14 protein-coding genes are annotated in these 19138 nt (G+C 69.1%); 5 read left to right on the plus strand and 9 right to left on the minus strand.

Translation table 11 applies throughout. From position 1 onward, the window contains the following. Positions 1–55: 55 nt before the first annotated feature. From ENSA7_RS15990 to ENSA7_RS16000, 3 genes are all read right to left on the minus strand, one after another. Entirely contained in the window at positions 56–1327 is a 1272-nt protein-coding gene (locus ENSA7_RS15990; protein ID WP_106090157.1) for a DUF4215 domain-containing protein, read from the minus strand. A gap of 156 nt (positions 1328–1483) precedes the next feature. Next, the gene (locus ENSA7_RS15995; RefSeq protein WP_106090158.1) at positions 1484–2818 is read right to left on the minus strand and encodes a metallopeptidase TldD-related protein; all 1335 of its coding nucleotides are present in this window, start codon (positions 2816–2818) and stop codon (positions 1484–1486) included. Beyond that, on the minus strand, positions 2818–4455 hold the full coding sequence (locus tag ENSA7_RS16000) for a TldD/PmbA family protein (RefSeq protein ID WP_181233783.1): 1638 nt from the start codon (positions 4453–4455) through the stop codon (positions 2818–2820). The genes ENSA7_RS15995 and ENSA7_RS16000 overlap by 1 nt, the downstream gene beginning before the upstream one ends. A 162-nt stretch (positions 4456–4617) precedes the next feature. On the opposite strand from ENSA7_RS16000, the gene ENSA7_RS16005 reads away from it, so the two are divergent. Together ENSA7_RS16005 and ENSA7_RS16010 are read left to right on the plus strand one after the other, a co-directional pair. Continuing rightward, a complete protein-coding gene (locus tag ENSA7_RS16005; RefSeq protein WP_106090160.1) occupies positions 4618–5316 on the plus strand; it encodes a hypothetical protein in 699 nt (232 codons plus the stop codon). 67 nt (positions 5317–5383) lie between these two features. After that, positions 5384–5857 (plus strand): hypothetical protein, encoded by a 474-nt coding sequence (locus ENSA7_RS16010; protein WP_146157747.1) that lies wholly within the window; start codon positions 5384–5386, stop codon positions 5855–5857. Positions 5858–5884: 27 nt separating this feature from the next. On the opposite strand, the gene ENSA7_RS16015 is transcribed toward ENSA7_RS16010, so the two are convergent. Both ENSA7_RS16015 and ENSA7_RS43700 read right to left on the minus strand, forming a co-directional pair. Continuing rightward, positions 5885–6367 carry an acyl-CoA thioesterase gene (locus ENSA7_RS16015; RefSeq protein ID WP_106090162.1) on the minus strand — a complete coding sequence of 161 codons (483 nt, stop codon included), beginning with the start codon at positions 6365–6367 and terminating at the stop codon, positions 5885–5887. A 22-nt stretch (positions 6368–6389) separates the two neighbouring features. After that, a complete protein-coding gene (locus ENSA7_RS43700) occupies positions 6390–7253 on the minus strand; it encodes a hypothetical protein (protein ID WP_181233784.1) in 864 nt (287 codons plus the stop codon). Between the two features lie 147 nt (positions 7254–7400). Here ENSA7_RS43700 and ENSA7_RS43705 point away from each other — a divergent pair, with 147 nt between their 5' ends. From ENSA7_RS43705 to ENSA7_RS16030, 3 genes are all read left to right on the plus strand, one after another. Next, positions 7401–8198, plus strand: coding sequence for a methyltransferase domain-containing protein (locus ENSA7_RS43705; protein ID WP_181233785.1), 798 nt, complete (start codon positions 7401–7403; stop codon positions 8196–8198). Beyond that, positions 8164–10347 (plus strand): squalene/oxidosqualene cyclase, encoded by a 2184-nt coding sequence (locus ENSA7_RS16025; protein WP_106090163.1) that lies wholly within the window; start codon positions 8164–8166, stop codon positions 10345–10347. Before ENSA7_RS43705 ends, ENSA7_RS16025 begins: the two co-directional genes overlap by 35 nt. A gap of 242 nt (positions 10348–10589) precedes the next feature. Beyond that, positions 10590–10928, plus strand: a complete 339-nt coding sequence (locus tag ENSA7_RS16030; RefSeq protein WP_106090164.1) for a hypothetical protein — start codon at positions 10590–10592, stop codon at positions 10926–10928. A 36-nt stretch (positions 10929–10964) separates the two neighbouring features. Here ENSA7_RS16030 and ENSA7_RS16035 read toward each other — a convergent pair whose 3' ends face one another. The 4 genes from ENSA7_RS16035 to ENSA7_RS16050 form a co-directional block, all read right to left on the minus strand. Next, a complete protein-coding gene (locus ENSA7_RS16035) occupies positions 10965–12083 on the minus strand; it encodes a hypothetical protein (RefSeq protein WP_244923817.1) in 1119 nt (372 codons plus the stop codon). A 64-nt stretch (positions 12084–12147) separates the two neighbouring features. Next, entirely contained in the window at positions 12148–13308 is a 1161-nt protein-coding gene (locus ENSA7_RS16040) for an AI-2E family transporter (RefSeq protein ID WP_106090165.1), read from the minus strand. 52 nt (positions 13309–13360) lie between these two features. After that, entirely contained in the window at positions 13361–16600 is a 3240-nt protein-coding gene (locus ENSA7_RS16045; protein ID WP_106090166.1) for a DUF2135 domain-containing protein, read from the minus strand. Between the two features lie 480 nt (positions 16601–17080). Then, positions 17081–19090: a PAS domain S-box protein gene (locus ENSA7_RS16050; RefSeq protein ID WP_106090167.1), complete on the minus strand. Its 2010-nt coding sequence runs from the start codon at positions 19088–19090 to the stop codon at positions 17081–17083. Between the last annotated feature and the right edge of the window lie 48 nt (positions 19091–19138).

Below are 19138 nucleotides of genomic sequence, written 5' to 3' on the forward strand. Positions count from 1 at the left end.
CAGCCGTATTTGGCACAGAGGTCAGGCGACGCCGCGTGACAGAATAATCAGCCGACTACGGCGCAATGCCGATATAGACCTCGTCAATCCAGACCTTGTCGGAGTTGGAGTTGACGGACCCATCCTTGCTGTACGTCCAGCGGAAGGTGTGGTTCCCGGCGCCGACGGCGAAGCTGGCTTGCGCCCAGGGGAGGTTGCCCGACCAACCATTGCCCTGCTGAACATTGTCAATGTAGAATCGCAGATAGTCGTAGCTGGTCTCGCTGCTGACGCGATACCAGAAGCTGACGACGCCAGCTTGCGGGACCGCGAGCGTGACCTGCAGGTTGGTCGACTGACTGTGCGTAATTGTTCCGCTGGCGGCGCCGTAGAGGCCCTCGTGCGGCTGGGTGGCGTTCGTGGCCCACATCGCGCTGCCGTCGCTGCTCCAGGGCAGGGTCAGCAGGTTGTTGCTCTCGAAGTCGTCGTACCAGCCGTTCGAGGTGCAGTCGTTCATGCAAAAGTCGTCGTCGACATTATTGCCGTCGTCGCACTCCTCGACATCCGCTAGTGCGTAGCCGTCGCCACAATACGCCGGCTCGCAGCTGCCGGGACAGGCGTCGGTGTCATCGAGGTTCCCGTCGTCGCAGACCTCCATGCCCGCCCACAAGATCCCGTCACCGCATGACGCGACCTGGCAAGCGTTGGTGCAGGCGTCGTCGTCGACCATGTTGAGATCCTCGCAGGTCTCCATACCCTCCCAGATCACACCGTCGCCGCAGAACGGCAAGCTGCAGTCGCTCCGGCACGCGTCGGTGTCGATCATGTTGGCGTCGTCGCACTCCTCGGTCCCGACCCACAAGACCCCGTCGCCGCACACGTTGAGCACGCACGCGCCGATGCAGCCGTCGTCGTTTTGAACGTTCCCGTCGTCGCACTCCTCCGACAGCATGTTGTGATAGCCGTCGCCGCAGGCGGCGTAGGTGCAGTCGCCATCGCAGTGCATGGTCTCGTTGCCGACGTCGCACTCCTCGCCTGGGTCGACCACGCCATTGCCACACAGCGGGCTCGGATCGCCGTCGCCGTCTCCGTCTCCGTCTCCGTCGCCGTCGCCGTCGCCGTCGCCGTCGCCGTCTCCGTCGCCTTCTCCGGTCGTGTCGCCGTCGCCGTCGCCGTCTCCGGTCGTGTCGCCGTCGCCGGTCGTGTCGCCGTCGCCGTCGCCGTCGCCGGTGTCACCCATGGTCATGAACGGGCTGTTGTCTGTGTCGTCCGTGCAACCGAAGGTCACGAAGGCGAGGGCCGCGAGGGAGATCAGGGATAGTTGATGATGCTGAAGAAGGCGAGACATGATTAGGTGGGTCCAGTTGGTCTAGGTGGATCTAGCGACCGCAACAGTCGCGCGCTCATCATGCCTGCTCGGCGCACGCCCTGTCACGCACGGTCTTGCCCGCCTACCTGGCTCCAGCGCGCGCCCAGGCCGCTTTCAGCCGATCAGTGGATTGCGTCAGATCGCGTCCGAGCGGCTCGCAAAGTGAAACTCCTTCACGACGATCGGCGGCACGACCATGACCGTGCCGCCGCGCGTGACCACTCGCTGCGGGCGCCCCAGGGCGACCGCGTTTCGCAGCATCTTCACCGGGCTGTCGTTGTAGCGGAAGTTGTTCACCGCCGTGGTGATCTTGCCCTGCTCGACCAAGAAGGTGCCGTCGCGGGTCAGACCAGTCGCCAGGATCGTGCGAGGATCCAGCGATCGGTTGTACCAAAAGCGCGTCACCAGCACCGCGCGGTCGACCGCGCGAACCAGCTCGAGGAGGTCGACATCCGAACCGTCGAGCAGCACCGAGCTTGGACGCGGGATCGCGGGAATGCCGGTCTTGTCGGCCCAATAGCGGGAGCGCACCAGGTTCTCGACCACGCCATCGACGATGAAGGGCACGATCTTGTGGGCTTCCCCGGTGTCGGTGAACGCCGCCGCGGGGTTGGCCCGATCGGCCGGATCTGCGCGCAGCGTGATGCTGGTGTGAAACAGCGACTCGCCCACGCGGGTGCCACCGTCCGGGTGCGAGAGCCACGACCGGCCCTCGTCGGCCGCGCGCGCGTCGAGGGCGTCAACGAGGAACTCGAGCAGCTCGGCGACCGCCTGCGGCTCGAGGATCACCAGATAGTCGCCAGGGTCGAGCGACTTGGGGCTCCGCGAGATGTCGGCTTTCTCCCCGGCCAGCGCCGTGATCCCACCGGTGTCGATCGAGGCGATCCGGTGCGACTCGATCCCGGCCCAACCGCTGCCTGGATCGGCCCCGAGCGTCCTGCAGGTCGTCGTCAGCGAGGCCGCGGTGCTGGCCTGAAACCCGAACGCGCCCGCGCTGGTCGCGACCGCCGCGCTCTGCTCGTGGTGCTGCAAGAACCCCGCGAGCTCGACCGTGGCCGCCTCGGCGGCCGTGAGCGCCTGCTGCAGGTGCTCGGCCCGATCCTTGGCGCCGAGCCTGGCGGTGGCCTTGTCGTGCCCGGGCACGTCCAGGTACGTGCCGCTGCCGACCGGTGGCAGGTGCTCGGGATCGACCGGGCTGAGCGCGGCGAGCTCTTCAGCCTCGGTCACCAGCGCGAGCAGCGAAGCTTTGTCGCTGCGGTTGCCGACGGCGGTGGCCGAGCGCCCGCCGATCGACGCGGTCACGCTGATCGTCAAGGTCTCGACGTCGCCCTCCGTTGTCGGCTGGTTGCGGGCAAAGCGGACGTGCCCATGGCTGCGGTCGCGCACGCTGACGACCAGCTCCGGCGCCATCGCGGCGCCGAGCAGGGTGTCGGTGATCGCCTTGGCCTGGGCCTTGGTGAGCGTCGCCATCAGCCCTTCCCTCCTGCGGTCGAGACGACGTTGACCCGAAACCGCGCGGGCGGGCACCCGTGGCTGACGGCGTTGCTCTGGCCCGGCTCCCCCTTGCCGTCGCCGAAGCTGCCGCCGAGTCGGAAGCTGCCCTCGCCGCCGAGCATGTCCATGCTCCGCCAGAAATCGACGGTGTTGGCCTGGTAGGCGACGTCGCGCAGCGGCTTGGTCAGGCGTCCGTGCTTGATCTCCCAGAAATACTGGCCCGAGAACTGGAAGTTGTAGCGCTGTTGATCGATCGACCAGCTGCCGCGACCGCTGATCAGGATCCCGTCGTCGGTCGCGTTGATCAGATCTTCGGTGGTGTACCCTTCCCTGCCCGGCGTCAGCGAGATGTTGGGCATGCGCTGAAACGCGACGCTGGAGTACGAGTCGGCGTAGCTGCACGCGTGGCCGCGCTCGTCACCGGTCTTGTCGCGGATCCAGTGGGCCTGGTCGCGGGTGGTCTGCCAGTCGACCAACTTGCCTGCTTTGACGAGCTGCCAGCGCTCGGTGCCGACGCCGTCGTCGTCCCACGCACAGGTTGCGAGACCGCCGGGCTGGGTCCGATCGGCGACGAAATTGGCCAGCTCGTTGCCGAGCTCGTAGGCGCCGGTCTTGGCCGGATCGAGGAAGCTCGTGCCCGCGAAGTTGGCCTCGAGCCCGAGCGCGCGATCGAGCTCGGTCGGGTGCCCGATGCTCTCGTGGATCGTGAGCCACAGATTGCTGGGATCGAGGATCACCGTGCGCTCGCCCGGCTCGACCGGCGCGGCGTGGAGCTTGCGGACCGCGTCCTCGCCGATCTGCGCGGCGTCGTCGACGAGCTTGGCGTCCTCGACGTGCTCCCAGCCAGCGAGCATCGGCGCGATCTCGTGGTCGCGGCTGGCGAACTGTCCGCGGCGCCGATCGACCGCGGTCGCGCTCAGCTGCGGCCGCACGCGAACCATCAGCTGATGAACGCGCGCGCCCTCGGAGCTCAAGAACAGCTTCTCTTCGCGCTGCGAGTCGACCAGCGCCGAGGCGTGCGCGACCCCGGCGATCGCCAGCGCCGACGTGGTCGCCGAGATCAGCAGCTCGGCCTTGTGCTTGGGCGAGATCGTCCACGGATCGACGCGGTGCGGCGCGACCCAGCTACCCGAGATCGCCGCGAGCGGAGCCAGCTCGACTCGCTCGCGCCGCAGCGTGGCGTTGATCTTCGCCGCGCTGACGGCCCGCTTGGCCAGGCCGTCGATCGACTTGGGGTCGAGCCGCGGGGTCGCGGCGAAGCCCCACGCCCCGTCGGCGATGACCCGCAGGCCGAGCCCGTACTCGCTCGACCGGTGCACGTCGCTCACGTGGTCGTCGCGGACCGAGACTCGCTCGCGCCGCCACGCGACCAGGCGCGCGTCGGCGTAGCTCGCCCCCGCCCGCTGGGCGGCCTCGATCGCCCGCTTGGCGAGGAGTTCGTCGTTCAACAGCGGGCTCGCGGACAGCAGGGCCAGGTCCGCGCTGGACGGAGGCTTGACCGGGGCGGGCGTGCGGCTGCCAGGCGGATCCGCCTGAGCCCAGCTCGGCCACAGCAAGCCAGCGCCAGCTGCCAAGCCCGTGGTCCGCAGGAAGCTGCGTCGAGAGGTCGACATCGCGGGCATCATAGGGCATCGCGGCGCGATCGGGCGGGGCCGCGGCGGTCGGCAGATCGGGATTTCGCGCCGGACACGCGCACCCGCGCCGTGAAACATGACTCGCGGGCGGCCGTACCCGCGTCTGCCACTGTCCCGGCTCAACTCTCGAGAGGACCCCACATGACCCGCCGCTCCACGCTGTTGCTCGCTACCCTCCTGCTGGGCGTCACCGCCTGTGACAAGCCCGCGTCCGACGAAGTCGCCGCCCAGGCCAAGCCGGCCGACGACGCCAAGCCGGCCGACGACGCCAAGCCGGCCGACGACGCCAAGCCGGCCGACGACGCCAAGCCGGCCGACGACGCGCCCGAGCAGGTGGCGGTCGCCAGCGGCCTCGCCCTGGGCCAGCGCTTCGCCGCCTTCGAGATCATCAATTGCGAGTCTGGCGATCAGTACTGCCAGGTCTGCAAGTACGGCCCAAGCCCCAAGATCATGGCGGTCGGCACGATCGACGACGAGGCGTTCAGGCAGGATCTCGCCCAGCTCGACGCGATGGTGGCCAAGTACGGCGAGGACAAGCTCAAGGCCTTCGCCGTGATCGCCGACGTCAAAGATGGCGCGTTGGTGACCCCGCTGGGCAACAAAGACGAGCTGCAGGCCAAGGCCAAGGCGCTCAAGGCCGAGCTCGGGATCAAGATGCCGGTCGTGATCCCAGCGCCCAAGAACGAGGCTCCGAACGGCACCTTCGAGGACCACTATCAGGTCAAGCAGAGCCGCACGATCATGTTCGCGGACGGCCGCAACCAGGTGAAGTACAGCGCGATCGCGCCCAGCGACTACGCCTCGCTCGACGACGCGATCAAAGCCGCGCTCGGAGCCTGAACGTCGATGTACCAGCGCTGGCCGGTCGCGCTTTGCCGCGACCGGCGCTCGGTGCTAGTCCCGGCCCATGGCAGATCGCACGGGTACGGAGCCGCAGCACGGACCTCTGACGCCGCTTCCACGCCGGCGCAGGTTGATGAGCTGGCTGTCCGGCTTCGTGGGTGTCCGCGAGCTGCTGATCGGCGCCGCGGCGGTTGGCCTGGTGGTCGCGGTCTCGTGGGCCGACGAGCGGTACGAGTGCGAGCGCATCGAGCAAGACCCCGCCAAGCTCGCGACCCGCAACGCCGCGCTGGACGAGTTCGCGGTCGAGCGCTGCGAGGCGGCCGGCGGCGAGCTCGATGGCTGCGAGCACGTCGAGGTCGTGTCGCGCAATGGGTGCCTGGCCAAGCTGCGCGTGCAGGCCCGGCGCGTCGACGACTACGGCGACGAGCAGGGCACCTTCATCACGGTCGAGGGTCTCTCCTACAGCCCGCTGCTGCAGCGCTGGCGCGTGCGCGAGGTCTTGGATGACACGCAGATCCTCGGGCTGCCGGTGCCCTGACCCAGGCGCCGCGCTCGGGCGTGAACCTCAGGCGTGCATGGCCGCGCCGTCGAGGGTGTGGATCGCCGCGCGCACGGCCTCGGAGATCGGCGTGCTGCGCTTGGCCGCGTAGTCGAACATCACGCCGACGACCTCGCCCTCGGCGACCACGGCCTGGTGTTGCTCGGACCACACGCTGTTGCGCAGGGTCAGGCTGCTGCGGCCGAGTTCGACGCAGCGCACGCTGGTGAGGATCGCATCGGGGAAGCCGACGGGGATCCGGTAGTCGCAGCTGACGCGGGCGAGGATCGGCCCGACGGCGCCGCCGCGCTCGCGCATCAGCGCGGCGATGCCGACCCGCTCGAACCACGCGAATCGAGCGTTCTCGAACCAGCGCAGGTACACGGTGTGGTTGACGTGGCCGAGCGCGTCGAGCTCGCCCCACGCGACGCCTTGGCGGATCGTCACGGGACCGGCCGCGCCGTCGGGGTCGGCGAAGCCTACGGGGAATGCCGGGGTCGAATTACGCATCTATTCCTCACTGTTGGAAGCCTCACTCGATTGGAAATGGCGCGTAGCTGTCGATCGGCGGCGCGGGCATGAACGGCAGCCGATAGAACTCGAGCAGCCCGCGGCCCACGGTGACGCTGGCGAAGAACACGACCGGCAGCGCAGCGACCAGCAGCCCGCGGACCAGCGTGGTCGAGTGGGTCCGCGCCAGCGCGACCGCGAGCAGCACCACGGCGATCATCACGGCCAGCGAGATCAGCACGAACCAGACCTCGGGCTCGAGTCCCAGCCCGACGACCAACAGATCGGCGATCCCGACCAGCAGCAGCGACGGCGCCAGCGCGAGCCCGACCGCGCGCATCGTCGCGCCGATCGATCGCCGCGCGCCCCCGGTCAGCGCCATGGCGCTGTGAGCCAAGATCCCGCCGAAGAAGTACAGCATCGGCAGCCCGAGCGGGACCAAGAGCAGCAGCCACAGCCGCAAGACATCGGCGAACTGGGCACCGAGCAGCTCCCCGATCACGCTGGGCCGCTTGAGCGGTCCCACGCCGTCGGCGGTCAGCCAGGAGATCCCCGCCCACCCGAGCGCGAACAGCCAGGTCGGCAGCCGCAAGGTCGCGAGGAACGCCAGGACCCGCGCGTGCGAGACCGGCTCTTCGACCACCCGAAAGCTCGCGCTGGGCGAGACGATCAGCTGCAGCAAGGTCTTGCCGCAGCGGAGCAGCCAGCTCTTGCCGATGTCGCTCTCGAGCGGCAGCGAGCGCGCGCGAGGGTCGAGGTGGCAAGCCCGACACAGATCCGGCGCCCGCAGCTGCGCGCGGCGATCGTCGGGGCCGCTGAAGGCCTGTCCGCAGCGGGCACAGGTCGCCGCCAGAGTCGCCGGGGCGGACCCGCCGCGAGCTTGCATGGACGCGGTGGCAGCCAAAGTTCGGGGAGTGTAGCCGCTCGCTCGCCACTCGTACACGCGGCCTGCAAACGTGATCCAGTGCATCGCCGAGGCGCGAGGGGCTGCCTGGGATTGCATCCCGGGCTTCGGGCTGTCTATGGTCGCCCCGTGAGCTCCGCGTCTCGCCGCGCCCGCGCCACCCTCGCCCGCTCGGGCCTCGCGTTCATGTTGTTGGGCGTGTCGGTCGCGATCGGTGTCAGCGGGTGCAACCGGGACGTCGAGACCGACAAGCCGGGCGACCATCACTACGATGACAAGCTGGCCGCGCTCGCCAGCTTCGAGGAGCCCGAGCGAGACGCGTGGGCCATGCCGGCGCAGGTCGTCGACGCGCTGGGGATCAGCCCGCGCATGGACATCGCGGACATCGGGGCAGGCTCGGGCTACTTCACCCGGCGCCTGGCCACGGCGGCGCCCGACGGCACCACCTACGCGGTCGACGTCGACGCCGACTTCAAGGGCTACATCGAGGCGCACCGCGAGCAGTGGAGCACGCCCAACATCGTCACTCGGCTCGCGGTCTACGAGCACCCGCTGCTGCCGCGCGACAGCGTCGACCTGGTGTTCATCTCCAACACCTACTCGTTCTTGCAAGATCGTGAGGCCTACTTCACGGCGGTCTACAAGGCGCTGCGCAGCGGCGGCCGGCTGGCGGTCATCGACTGGCGCGACGACGCCGAGTGCCCGCGCCACGTGGGCTGCCCGAAGCCGAGCCAGCGGGTCGCCAATGCAATCGCCAGCGCCGAGCTCGAGAGCGTGGGGTTCGAGGTGCTCGAGCGCCACGACTTCCTGGCCTACCAGTACTTCATGATCCTCGGCCGCGCGGTCGACCACGTGAAGACCCCGCCCGAGCCAACCCCACCCGACGCCGACGATGCCGAGGACGCTGGCGGCTCCGACGATCTCTAGCTTCATGAAGAACCTCGTGACGAACTCGGTGACGAACTCGGGCCCCGACCTCGATCCCCTCACGACCCCGCTCGAGCGCGAGCAGGTGTTGGCGGCCTACCAGCGCGCGTGCGTGGCCCTCGAAGCTGCGCAGGCAGACAATGGCGCGTGGGCTGGCGAGGTCGTGTGGAACCCGATGCTGATCTGCCAGTACGTGATCTGCTGTCACATCGTCGGCCGCGAGATCCCCGAGCCCCGCCGACGCCGGATCCGTCGCAGCCTCGAGCTGCAGCGCAAGCGCGACGGCGGCTGGGGCATGCACCCCGATCTCCCGCCGTCGCCGGCCGGGCCCGATCACCACCCCGATCAACCCGAACACCCCGATCATGACGGCGCAGAGTCGGGCCTCGCGGGCGCCCACGACTCGTGGATGTTCCACACCGTGCTCGCCTACGTGGCGCTGCGCTTGCTCGGGGCCGCCAACGACGATCCGCTGGTGCTCGACGCCCGCGCGTGGATCCACGCCCACGGCGGACCCTACGGCACCCCGACGTGGGGCCGCGCGTGGCTGGCGTTGCTCGGTTTGTACCCGTGGTCCGAGCTGCAGCCGCTGCTGCCCGAGCTGTGGCTGCTGCCCGACGACTCGCCCATGCACCCGCGCCGGCTGTACTGCCACATGCGGCTGATCTATCTGGGCTTGTCGTATCTGTACGGCGCGCGCGCTCGTGCCGACGCGTCGCCGCTGATCGAGTCGATCCGCAGCGAGCTGTATCCCGAGGGGTTCGAGCTCTCGCGGTTTCGGGCGACCCGCGGCCAGATCGTCAGCACCGATCTCTACGAGCCGATCGGCCGCAGCCTCGAGTGGCTGTTCGCGGGCGCGCGCGCGCTGTCGCGGGCGATCCCAGCCGTGGTCCGGCGGCGGGCGCTGGCCCGGGCGTGGGCCCACATCGAGTTCGAATTCTCGAGCACCGACTGGGTCTGTCTCAGCCCCGTCAACGGCATGCTGTTCTGCCTGGCGATGTGGTCCCGCGATCGTCGTGACCCCCGCCTGGCCCAGGCCCTCGACGGCCTCGAGTACTGGATGTGGGAGGACGAGCACGAGGGCCTGCGCATCTGCGGGGCGCGCTCGGACATCTGGGACACCAGCTTCGCGCTGCAGGCCCTGTGCGAGGGCCCGCCGCTCGACGAGGCCGCGCGCGCCGTGAGCCGTGCGAGCGCCTGGCTGCCGCACGCGCAGCTGCGTGACGACATCCCCGGCGGCCGCGAGCACTACCGCGAGTCGGCCCGCGGCGGGTGGGGCTTCGCCAACGAGCACCACCCCTGGCCGGTCAGCGACTGCACCGCCGAGGCGCTCGAGGGTCTACTCCACGCCGAGCACCGCGGCTGGGATCACGCAGACGCGCGCCTCGACCTCGGTCGCAAGCTCGCCGCCGTGGCGTTCGTGTTGCGGCGCCAGAACGACGACGGCGGGTTCGGCTCGTACGAGCCACGCCGGGGCTCGATGGTGCTGGCCCGCTTCAACCCCGCCGAGATGTACGGCAACTGCATGCTCGAGTACTCGTACACCGAGTGCACGGCCAGCTGCGTGCGGGGGCTCGCCGTCGCCCGCGAGGCGCTCGGCGACGACATGCCCAGCGAGCTGCGAGCGCGGGTCCAGGCCGCCGTCGACGCTGGCGTGGGCTTCCTGCTCGGGGCCCAGCACAAAAATGGCGCGTGGCCGGGGTTTTGGGGCGTCAACTACACCTACGGGACCTTCTTCAGCGTCGCCGGGCTGCTCGCGGCCGGGCTCGACGGCGAGCACGTCGCGGTCCGTCGGGCGGTCCGCTACCTGATCGGTCAACAGCGGGCCGACGGCGGCTGGGGCGAGCGCTACGAGGGCGTGCTCGAGTCACGCGAGCGCCCGCTCGACGCCGACCAACCCAGCCGCGTCGTCCAGACCGCGTGGGCGGTGCTGACCCTGCAGCAGGCGGCCCCCGAGCGCGGGCGCGAGGCGATCGAGCGAGGCCTGCGGTTCTTGCTCGACCGCCAGCTGCCAGATGGCACGTGGCCGCACGATGCCTCGGTCGGCGTGTTCTTCAACACCGCCGTGCTCGACTACCGACTCTACAAGCTCGTGTTTCCGACATGGGCGATCGCGCGCCAGCTTGGCCGTGGCGCTGCGGGGGCCTAGTGCCCCAGTGCGCCGTCGAGCCCCGGGCGGTTGTTCCCACATGGGGAGCGACTTGGGTCGAGGTCGCTGTCCTTTCGATCAAGACATCGAGTTTTCCGACACTAGTGCACAAAAGGCACTCGTGGGCGATTGGCTCTGAGCGCGGCACGGAAGTTGCTGACCGCTGATTCATGATTGTTGGCAGCCAGGCGACTCCACTTCGAGCTCAGCCCGCCGAGCGTCCAGGACTCATCTGGGATCAGGTGGACGGGATCAACCTCGCCAAGCTCGCCAGCATGCCACCGCAGCGAGAGTGGCGAGAATTCCTCGACCACCTGCGACCGTCTGTCCGCCCGCTGGTCCTGTGGATCCGCGGGCGGATCTGGATTGGGTCTGCGGGCCGCACGGAGCTCGCCGCGGCGATCGGAACGAGCCGGGTCGCGCTGCTCGTCGGTGACGACATCGGCCGTGGGCTCGCCACCGCGCTTCGTTGGCTCGGCGCCGACGTCGACGCCTACACGATCTCGGATCTCGACCGGCTCGAGGCCAAGCTCGACCTCGACGCCGGTATGCTCGGCGGCATGCTGCAGCGGGTGTTCTGAGCGGGTCACACAGCTCACCCGGCGCGCTCGCCTCGGCTACTGCGGGATGCACTCGACCGGGCCAAACGGCGCGGCGAGGTTGTCACAGTTGGCCTGCAGCACGTTGGCCGCCTCGAGGTTGACCATGCCGGAGTCGAGGTCCACGGAGAACAGCGAGGTGTTCTGACCGCTGATCCCGCAGGCGTACAGCTTGTCGACGCCCGGGTGAAACTCGATCCCGACCGACGCGAAGTTCATGTTCATCTGGACCGAGCCGATGCTCGAGGCGTCGTCTCCGTCGAAGGTGTACAGGCGATCGTCGCTCGCGTTGATGCCGTACAGCACGTTGTCGATCGGATCGGACCAGGTCAGCCCCGTCGACCCCCAGTTGCCTGGCAGCGGGTTGAGCATCACCGAGACCGCCGTCATCGGATCGATGTCGATGATCACGTCCTGGTTGGACGAGGCCCCGAACATGTTCTGCAGCTCGTTCGACGTGATGCCGTTGACGCCGTCAAACCCGGTGTACTGCCCGATCTCCTCCGAGGTGCACTGGCACGGATCGATGCGCAGCAACGTGTCGCCGTTGCCCTGGACCCGAACCGACGCAAACAACACGTCGGTGTTGAAGGTCAGCGAGGTGAACACGGTGTCGGCCGGGATCGTGTCGGGCAACTCGATGTCTTCACAGATCACGTTGGTCTGACCGAGCATGCCGTCCTCGATGAGGATCTGGACCAGGACATCGGTGGTCGCGTCGGGCTCGTCGACGCTCAGCAGCCACGGCGCGTACATCATGTCGCCGTCGCCGTCGCCATCGCCGTCGCCGTCGCCGTCGCCGTCACCGTCCCCATCGCCGTCGCCGTCACCGTCCCCATCGCCGTCCCCATCGCCGTCGCCGTCGCCGTCGCCGTCGCCGTCGCCAGGATCGCCGTCGCCATCACCGGGATCGCCGTCGCCATCACCAGGATCGCCGTCGCCGTCGCCAGAGCCCATCGTGGTCGTCCCGGTCTCGTTGGTGTCGCCGTCACCGTCGCCATCGCCGGTCTCGCTGTCCGTCGCACCGACCTCGGTCCCACCGTCACCAGCGCTGTCACCACAACCCGAGATCCCGAGCGCAGCGAGACACGAACCGGCGAGCAACGAGGCAGCGGAGTAGAGCTTGATCGAGTTCACATCCGCAGTAGGCCAGTGACCCCGACCGATCGCAAGCGGCCACTTCCGGAGCCAATCCCAAAACTCAGTCCCCGGGGTCAACCAACGGATCGAGATCATCGGCGTCATCCGCCGCAACTGGAGGTTGGGCCACCACCGCCGATCGGATCCCAGGCGCGGGCTTTCCACCCTGGCCGTCGGGCTCGAGCCGATGCTCCATCTCCGCGCCCGAGCCGAGCAACACCGCGATCCACTTCAGATCGTCGCTGTTCTCCAGCAAGATCTTCACGACCATGGTCAGCGGGACCGACAGGAACATCCCGAGCGGCCCCCAGATCCAGCCCCAGAACACCAACGACAGGAACACGACCAGGCTCGACAACCCCAGCCGCTTGCCCATGACCTTGGGCTCGACCACGTTGCCCATGATCGTGTTGATCGCCAGGTACCCGATCAGCAGCACCGCCGATCGCTCCCAGCCGACGTTGACCACCCCCAGCAACACGGGCGGCAGCGCGGCGATGATCGACCCCAAGGTGGGGATGTAGTTGAGGAAGAACGCGATCACCCCCCACAGCACCGGGTAGTCGACGCCGACCGCCCAACACAGCAGCCCGGCCAACAAGCCAGTGACCACGCTGATCTTGGTCTTGATCGACAGGTACTCGTGGATATCGCGGATCACGCCGCCGAACCGCGCGAGGTCGGCGTCAGGGTCGCCCAGCGCGGCCTGCAGCTTGCGGGGTAGACCGGCGGCCTCGGCCAAGATGAAGGCGGTCGTCAGCAGCACGAACGCGGTGTCGGACAGCAGCGACCCGATGCTGGCGACCATCGCGGCGGCCCAGTCGGCGGCCTGGCTCGCGTCGATCTGCGCGAGCAAGGTGTCGGTCGAGACGTCGATCCCGTGACCGCTGAACCACGCGATCCAGCCCGCGGTCATCGACGAGAGCCGGGCCTCGTAGTCCGGGACGTTCTCCGAGAAGCTCGCGACCGAGTTGCCGATCAGGAACGAGATCCCAATGAAGCTGCCGATCACGCCGACAAACACGATCGTGACCGCGAGCCAGTCGGGGACCTTCTTGCTCTGCAGCCAGTTGACCGGCGGGATCGCCAGGACCGCGAGGAACGCCGAGAACAGGACCGGCACCAAGATCGGACCGGCCGCCCGCAACCCGGCGATCACGACGCAAATTGACGCGCCGGTGATCAGCACCCGCAGCCCGATCGCCCGCTTCTCGACGGCCATGTCGCAGATGGTACACGAGCCCCGGGCGTGCGCGACGCGTTTGCTGGAAAGTCTATCGACGTCGCAGCGGGCCGTCGAGATCGCCCAGGTCGACGAACGCCCGGTCCTTCATGACCACGAACGGTCGCTCGTCGAACATCAGCCGACCATGACCATCGTGCTCGACGATCTGCACCTTGCCCATTCCATACCCGTTGGGCCCCCGCGCGTAGTAGTGAACCTGCAGGTTGTAGGGGTAGCCGGTCGGCTCGCCGATCACGGTGAAGACCTCGGGCCCGTAGCCGTTGGTCACGTCGTAGTACAGGGCCCCGCCGCTCCGCAGGCCGCGGCTCTCGTAGTAGGCGTGGCTCCCGAACACGTCGCGGACGTGGAGGTCGACGTCGTTGGCCCCCGTCTCCCAGGTCAGCACGAAGCGCAGCGACGCGGTCCGCTCGAGCTCGGCCCCGAGCTGCGCGAGGCGGTCGAGGATCTCGGCCTCGCGCGCCGGCTCGGCGGCGATCCAGGCCGCAGCGATCAGCCCGAGGTCCTCGCGCAGGACCTTCTCGACGCCGACGAACGCGCCCGAGAACGCCGCGCTCCAGTCCCGGCGCAGGCCCGCGTCGAGCACGTCGAAGGCCCGCTCTTCGCGACCGGCGCGCAGCAGCGCGAAAGCCAGCAACCTGTGGCTCGATGGATGATCGGGTCGCTGCTGCCTGGCGCGCCGGTAGCTGTCGACCGCGAGCCGCGAGCCGACGCTGCCGAGCCCCTCGAGCCGCGAGCCCGCGAACCGGCGCATGTCGGCGCGATCCGGATACATGTCGATGATCGACCCGTAGGCCCGGGCGGCGGCCTCGAGCTCGGCGTTGGCCTCGAGCGCCTCGCCGAGCGCGACCACGGCCAGGACCTCGGTCGGCTCGGCCTCGCGCCAGCGCCACGCGACCTGCTTGGCCTCGGCCACGTCCCCCCAATTGAGCAGGTTCATGATCGTCAGCAGGTTGCCCTGGTAGGCGTCCTGCGGGACCCGGATCGGCGGCAGCGAGCGCGCGCGGGTCCGGCGGCGTCCCTCGAGCGGCTTGGCCAGGCGCATGCGCGCGAGCTCGGCGGCTGGCGAGTCGGGCGGCGGCTCGAGCTCGGGCAACAGCGGCGGGAGCGGAGCCTCGACCAGCGCACCAGCGGCCATCACGGCGTCGGCGTCGGCGGAGCTCAGCCCGCTCGGCCCGTTCTGCACGTCGTCCTGGGCCAGCAGCAGCAGCTGATCGACGCCAAGGGTCTCGCTCGGGAACTCGGGCAAGCGCGTGCGCGCGAGCGGGACGTCGTCCTCGGCGAGCGCGTTGGGAAGCCCGCGGGATCGGGCTTGCACGCCCTCGGGCCCGGCAAACAGCAGATCGGGCAGGCTCGCCGGATCGATGCCGGCCCGCTCATAGTCGTCGCGGTCGGCCAGCATCGACAGGCGCGTGTAGTCACCGAGCACCCGGTTGAGCTTGGCGCTCTGGACGATCCGCCGCCACAGCTGCTTGCGGGCGACCAGCGGCTGGCCCTCGGCCTTGTCCTCGAGCGTGGACACCAAGAACTCGACGCGAGCTTGCTCGAGCGCGCGCCCCACCAGCGGCTCTTCGACCTCGACCAGCGGCACCACCCAGGTCTGCTTGCCGTGGCTCTCGACGGTGACCCGCAGCCCCGCCTCGACGGTCTCGACGTCCGCGAACACCAGCACCTCGTCGTCGGACTGCACGCCATGAACGACCTCCGGGTAGTACCAGCGCGCGCCCGGGACCGAGATCTTGACGTCGTCGTGCACGGTCCGCAGGAGGCGACGGACGATCTGGCGCGGGCTGTCGGACGCGTCGAGCACCAACCCGGAGGCCGGCAGCTGGCGGACCAAGGTGCGCAGGGTCCAGGCGTCGCGGCGGCCGTGATCCGCGATCACGTCGACGCGCCCGATGTCGGCGTCGGCGAGGTCGGCGACGGTCTCGAGCAGCTGACTGCGCTCCGACACGCCGGCCGTGGCCATGCCGTCGCTGATCAACAACACCCGCTTGCTGCCGTTGTCCCAGCCGTCGGGGGTCTCGTCGGGTGCTTCAATGAAAGTCTCGGGGCCGAGCACGCTGCCCGGCGGCCGGGTCCCCCGCCCTCCCGTCAGCTTGCTGACGTGGCGCAGCACGCTGACGAGGTTCGAGGCCCCGAGCGCGTTGCGAGCCTGCAGGTGGTCGAACGCGCCGCGGTCGATGTCGCCGAGCGGCCCCTCGTAGATGGTCTCGAAGCCCTGATCGAAGGCGATCAGCCGGAGCGGCAGCTGGTTGCCCGTCCACGGCTGCAGGGCCTCGACGAGCTCGGCGAGCCGCTCGACCTGCTGCCGATAGCCGACCGCCCGCGAGGCGCTGGTGTCGAACAGGATCGTCAGCTCCTCGATCGGCGCGGCGTGATCGTGGGTCAGCGGGTTGATGCGGACCGCGACCTTGCGGCCGCTGCGGACCCCGGTTCGGCGCAGCCCCGAGGTCGGGACCACGAAGTCTTCCGTCGCCGTCCAGTCGAACCGACGCAGCTCCAGCACGCGCCGGCCCTGATCGTCCATGCCCAGCTGCTCGGGCAGGCGGTTGCCCGCCCAGACCTCGAGCAGCGGATCCGGCTGGCTGTGCACGACCACGCGGGCGCTGAAGCGAGGGATGTCGTGGAGCCCGGCGAGCCGAACCCGGTAGGCCATGTCGACGTGGTCGAAGGTCTGCGTGTACGACAAGATCAGCCGCTGGACCGAGCGGCCTGGAATGTCGGGGAGCGTGACCTCGAAGTGCTGGTCGCCGTCGGGGTTGGGATCGATCGCTAGTTTTGCCGGCTCATGCAGCGACGTTCGCAGCGCCCCCGGCTTGCGCTCGACGACCTCGGCCTCGCGCCATGACCCTTCGATGAGCGCCGCGAAGCGGGTCACGCGGGCCTTGGCCGGGAGCCGCAGCGACAAGGTCGCGTCGAGCGGCCGCGGCTCGGGGTTCTCGAATTCGAGATGGAGCTCGGTGAACGCCAGCGGATCTTCGACCGTGCCGCGGACCTCGAGCGAGACCAGCGGCATATCGGTGCCGTCGCGGCTGAGCATGCGAATGGGCCGATTGTCTGGCCGACGCACCTCGGGCAGCTGCAGCCCGCTGCTGAGGCCAACGGAGGGATCCGCGACCGGAGGCGTGTCGCAGGTCGCGGCCGGCAACACCAACAGCAAGATCAGCAGGCCCAGCCACGCCAATGGCCCGCGCCGGGGCTGGGCCTCCGGATCGACGGTGGTGAGACTCGCGCGCTCACGCCCTTGCATGAGGATCCAACCAGCCACCCCGCGGGCAGCTTCTCACCTTCAAGTCTCGCAAGGCAACCTGGGTGTTATAGCTCGGGCCAGGGCTGTGGCCCGCTTGCGGGCACCTGGGCCGAGCTGAAGCCCGGACGTATGTACGCAGAGACCCACGTGTGTCGACCGTGAACTGGATCTGTGTCCCGCTCGGGGCGAGCTCGACCAGGAGCCAAGCCCAACGCCAAACGCCCTGATCAGATTCGATGCTACCGTGAGTTCGCTGCAAACAGTGAAACCGGTCCACGAATGGCGCCCGCAAGCGGGTCAGAAGCCTGACCCGAGCTGAAAACTGCCCGCTGCAAACAGCGAACCGGTCTACGAATGGCGCCCGCAAGCGGGTCAGAAGCCTGACCCGAGCTGAAAACTGCCCGCTGCAAACAGCGAACCGGTCTACGAATGGCGCCCGCAAGCGGGTCAGAAGCCTGACCCGAGCTGATAGCAGCCTGACCCGAGCTGACAACAGCCTCAAGCTAGGGGCATGCTTGGTAGGAGGCGCGCGAGCACGCGATCGAGCACGGCGAGATCGATCGGCTTGCTCAAGATCAGGGCGGTCAGCTCCACGAGCCCTGGCTCGGCGTCCGCGACCAGGCCGGTCATCAGGACGCGCGGGAGCTTGGGCCAACGCTTGGCGCACTCGCGCACCAGGCCGGCCCCGTCGAGCACGGGCATGGCCAGATCGGTGAGCAACAGGTCGACGTCGGGCCGCTCGTCGAGGCGGACCAGCGCGTCTTTGCCGTGCTCGGCCATCACGACCTCGTGGCCGAGCTGCTCGAGCATCTGCCCCAGCGAGCGGCGCACGACCGGATCGTCGTCGACCAACAAGATGACGGAGGGCCGCGCGCCCCCCATGGTGCCGGTCTCGGCCTCGCTCACGTGCTCGCCGAGCGGCAGCCAGACCGTGAACGTGCTGCCCTGGCCGGGCTCGCTGATCACCGTGATCTCGCCGTGGTGGCGGCCGACGATGCCGTGGCTGACCGACAGGCCCAGGCCGAGGCCCTGGCGGCCCTTGGTCGAGAAGAAGGGATCGAACAGCCGCCGCTGACTACCGGCGTCGATCCCGACCCCGGTGTCCCCGACCTCGACCCACACGCGATCACCGTCGAGCCCGGTCGAGACCGTCAGCTTGCCGCCCCCAGGCATCGCGTCGAGGCCATTGAGGATCAGGTTGACGATGACCTCGCACAGCTCGGCGCCGTTGCCGATGATCGGCAGGCGGACCTCGGACGGAGTCCAGTGGAGATCCCACAGGTCGTTGCCGCCGGGCGGGTGCCAGCGCGGCCGAGTCAGCGCGACCGCGTTGGCGACCACGTCGGCGAGATCGGCGGACTCGAGGGCGTCGGGATCGCGGGTGCGCGCGAAGCTCTGAATTCGGCGGATCGTGACCGCCGCCCCGCGGGAGACCCGCTCGATGACCAGCAGATCCTCGCGGGCCCACTGCGGGAGATCGTCGCTGCGGGCCAGGACCTGGGTGTGGGCGAGGATCGAGGTCAGCGCGTTGTTGAAGTTGTGCGCGACCCCGGCCGCGAGCTCGCCGAGCGCCCGCAGCCGCTCGGCGACCCGCTCGCGCTGCTCGACGGTCCGCAGCGCCTCGGATGCGCGCTTTTTCTCGGTGTAGTCGTGGATGCTGACGACGAGGTGGGCGCCGCGGTCCCCGTCGGCCGCGGGCAGCGGCGAGAACCCGAGGTCGACCCACCGCAGCTCGCCGCCCGCGGCGTGCAGCGACCACTTGATGATCGACGAGGTGCCGTCGCGCTTGGCGAGCGCGGTGGCCAGCCGCTCGAGCCGCTCGGTCCGGGCGCCGGGATCGTCGGTCGCGGGGTTGAGCAGGTCCACGAGCTTGCGGCCGCGCAGCTGCTCACGGGCTTGGCCGAACAGCTCGGCCGCGCAGCGGTTGACGCTGCGGACCTCACCCGTGTCGCAGTCGGCGATCAGCATGCCGTCGCTGCCGAGCTCGAACACGGCCCGGTAGCGGGCCTCGGTCGACATCAGCGCCGCTTCACGATCGATCTGCTCGCGCACGTCGCGAACGACGGCGATCACGACGTCTTGGCCAAAGAAGCGCCCCTTGGTCAGGGTGACTTCCTTGGGAAATTCGGAGCCGTCCTTGTGGCGACTCCACCACGAGAACACCTGTGGCTCGCCCTCGAGGGCGGCGCGCACCGCCACCAGGGTCGAGTCGATGTCGACCCGTCCCGGTGCGCCGAGCAGCGCGGGGCTGCCACCGATCAGCTCTTCGCGGGTGTAGCCGTGCATCTCGACGGCGGCGCGGTTGACCTCGAGGAACCGACCGTCCCGATCCTGCACGTAGATCGGCTCCGACAGGGCGTCGAACAATCCTCGCCAGGTCTCGAAGGCGAGCTTCGGATCCCTGGTCTCGAAGCCGAGCTTCGGATCCCAGTTCGGATCCCAGTTCGGATCCCAGTTCGGATCATGGCTCAACCCGTCGAGCTCGGGCTCGGGTGAGTCCGCGGACATGTGCACACCATAACGCAAGACCGCACCGGGCCGTGAGATATCGCGGGT

Source organism: Enhygromyxa salina, from assembly GCF_002994635.1.
GTDB classification, from domain to species: domain Bacteria; phylum Myxococcota_A; class Polyangia; order Nannocystales; family Nannocystaceae; genus Plesiocystis; species Plesiocystis salina_B.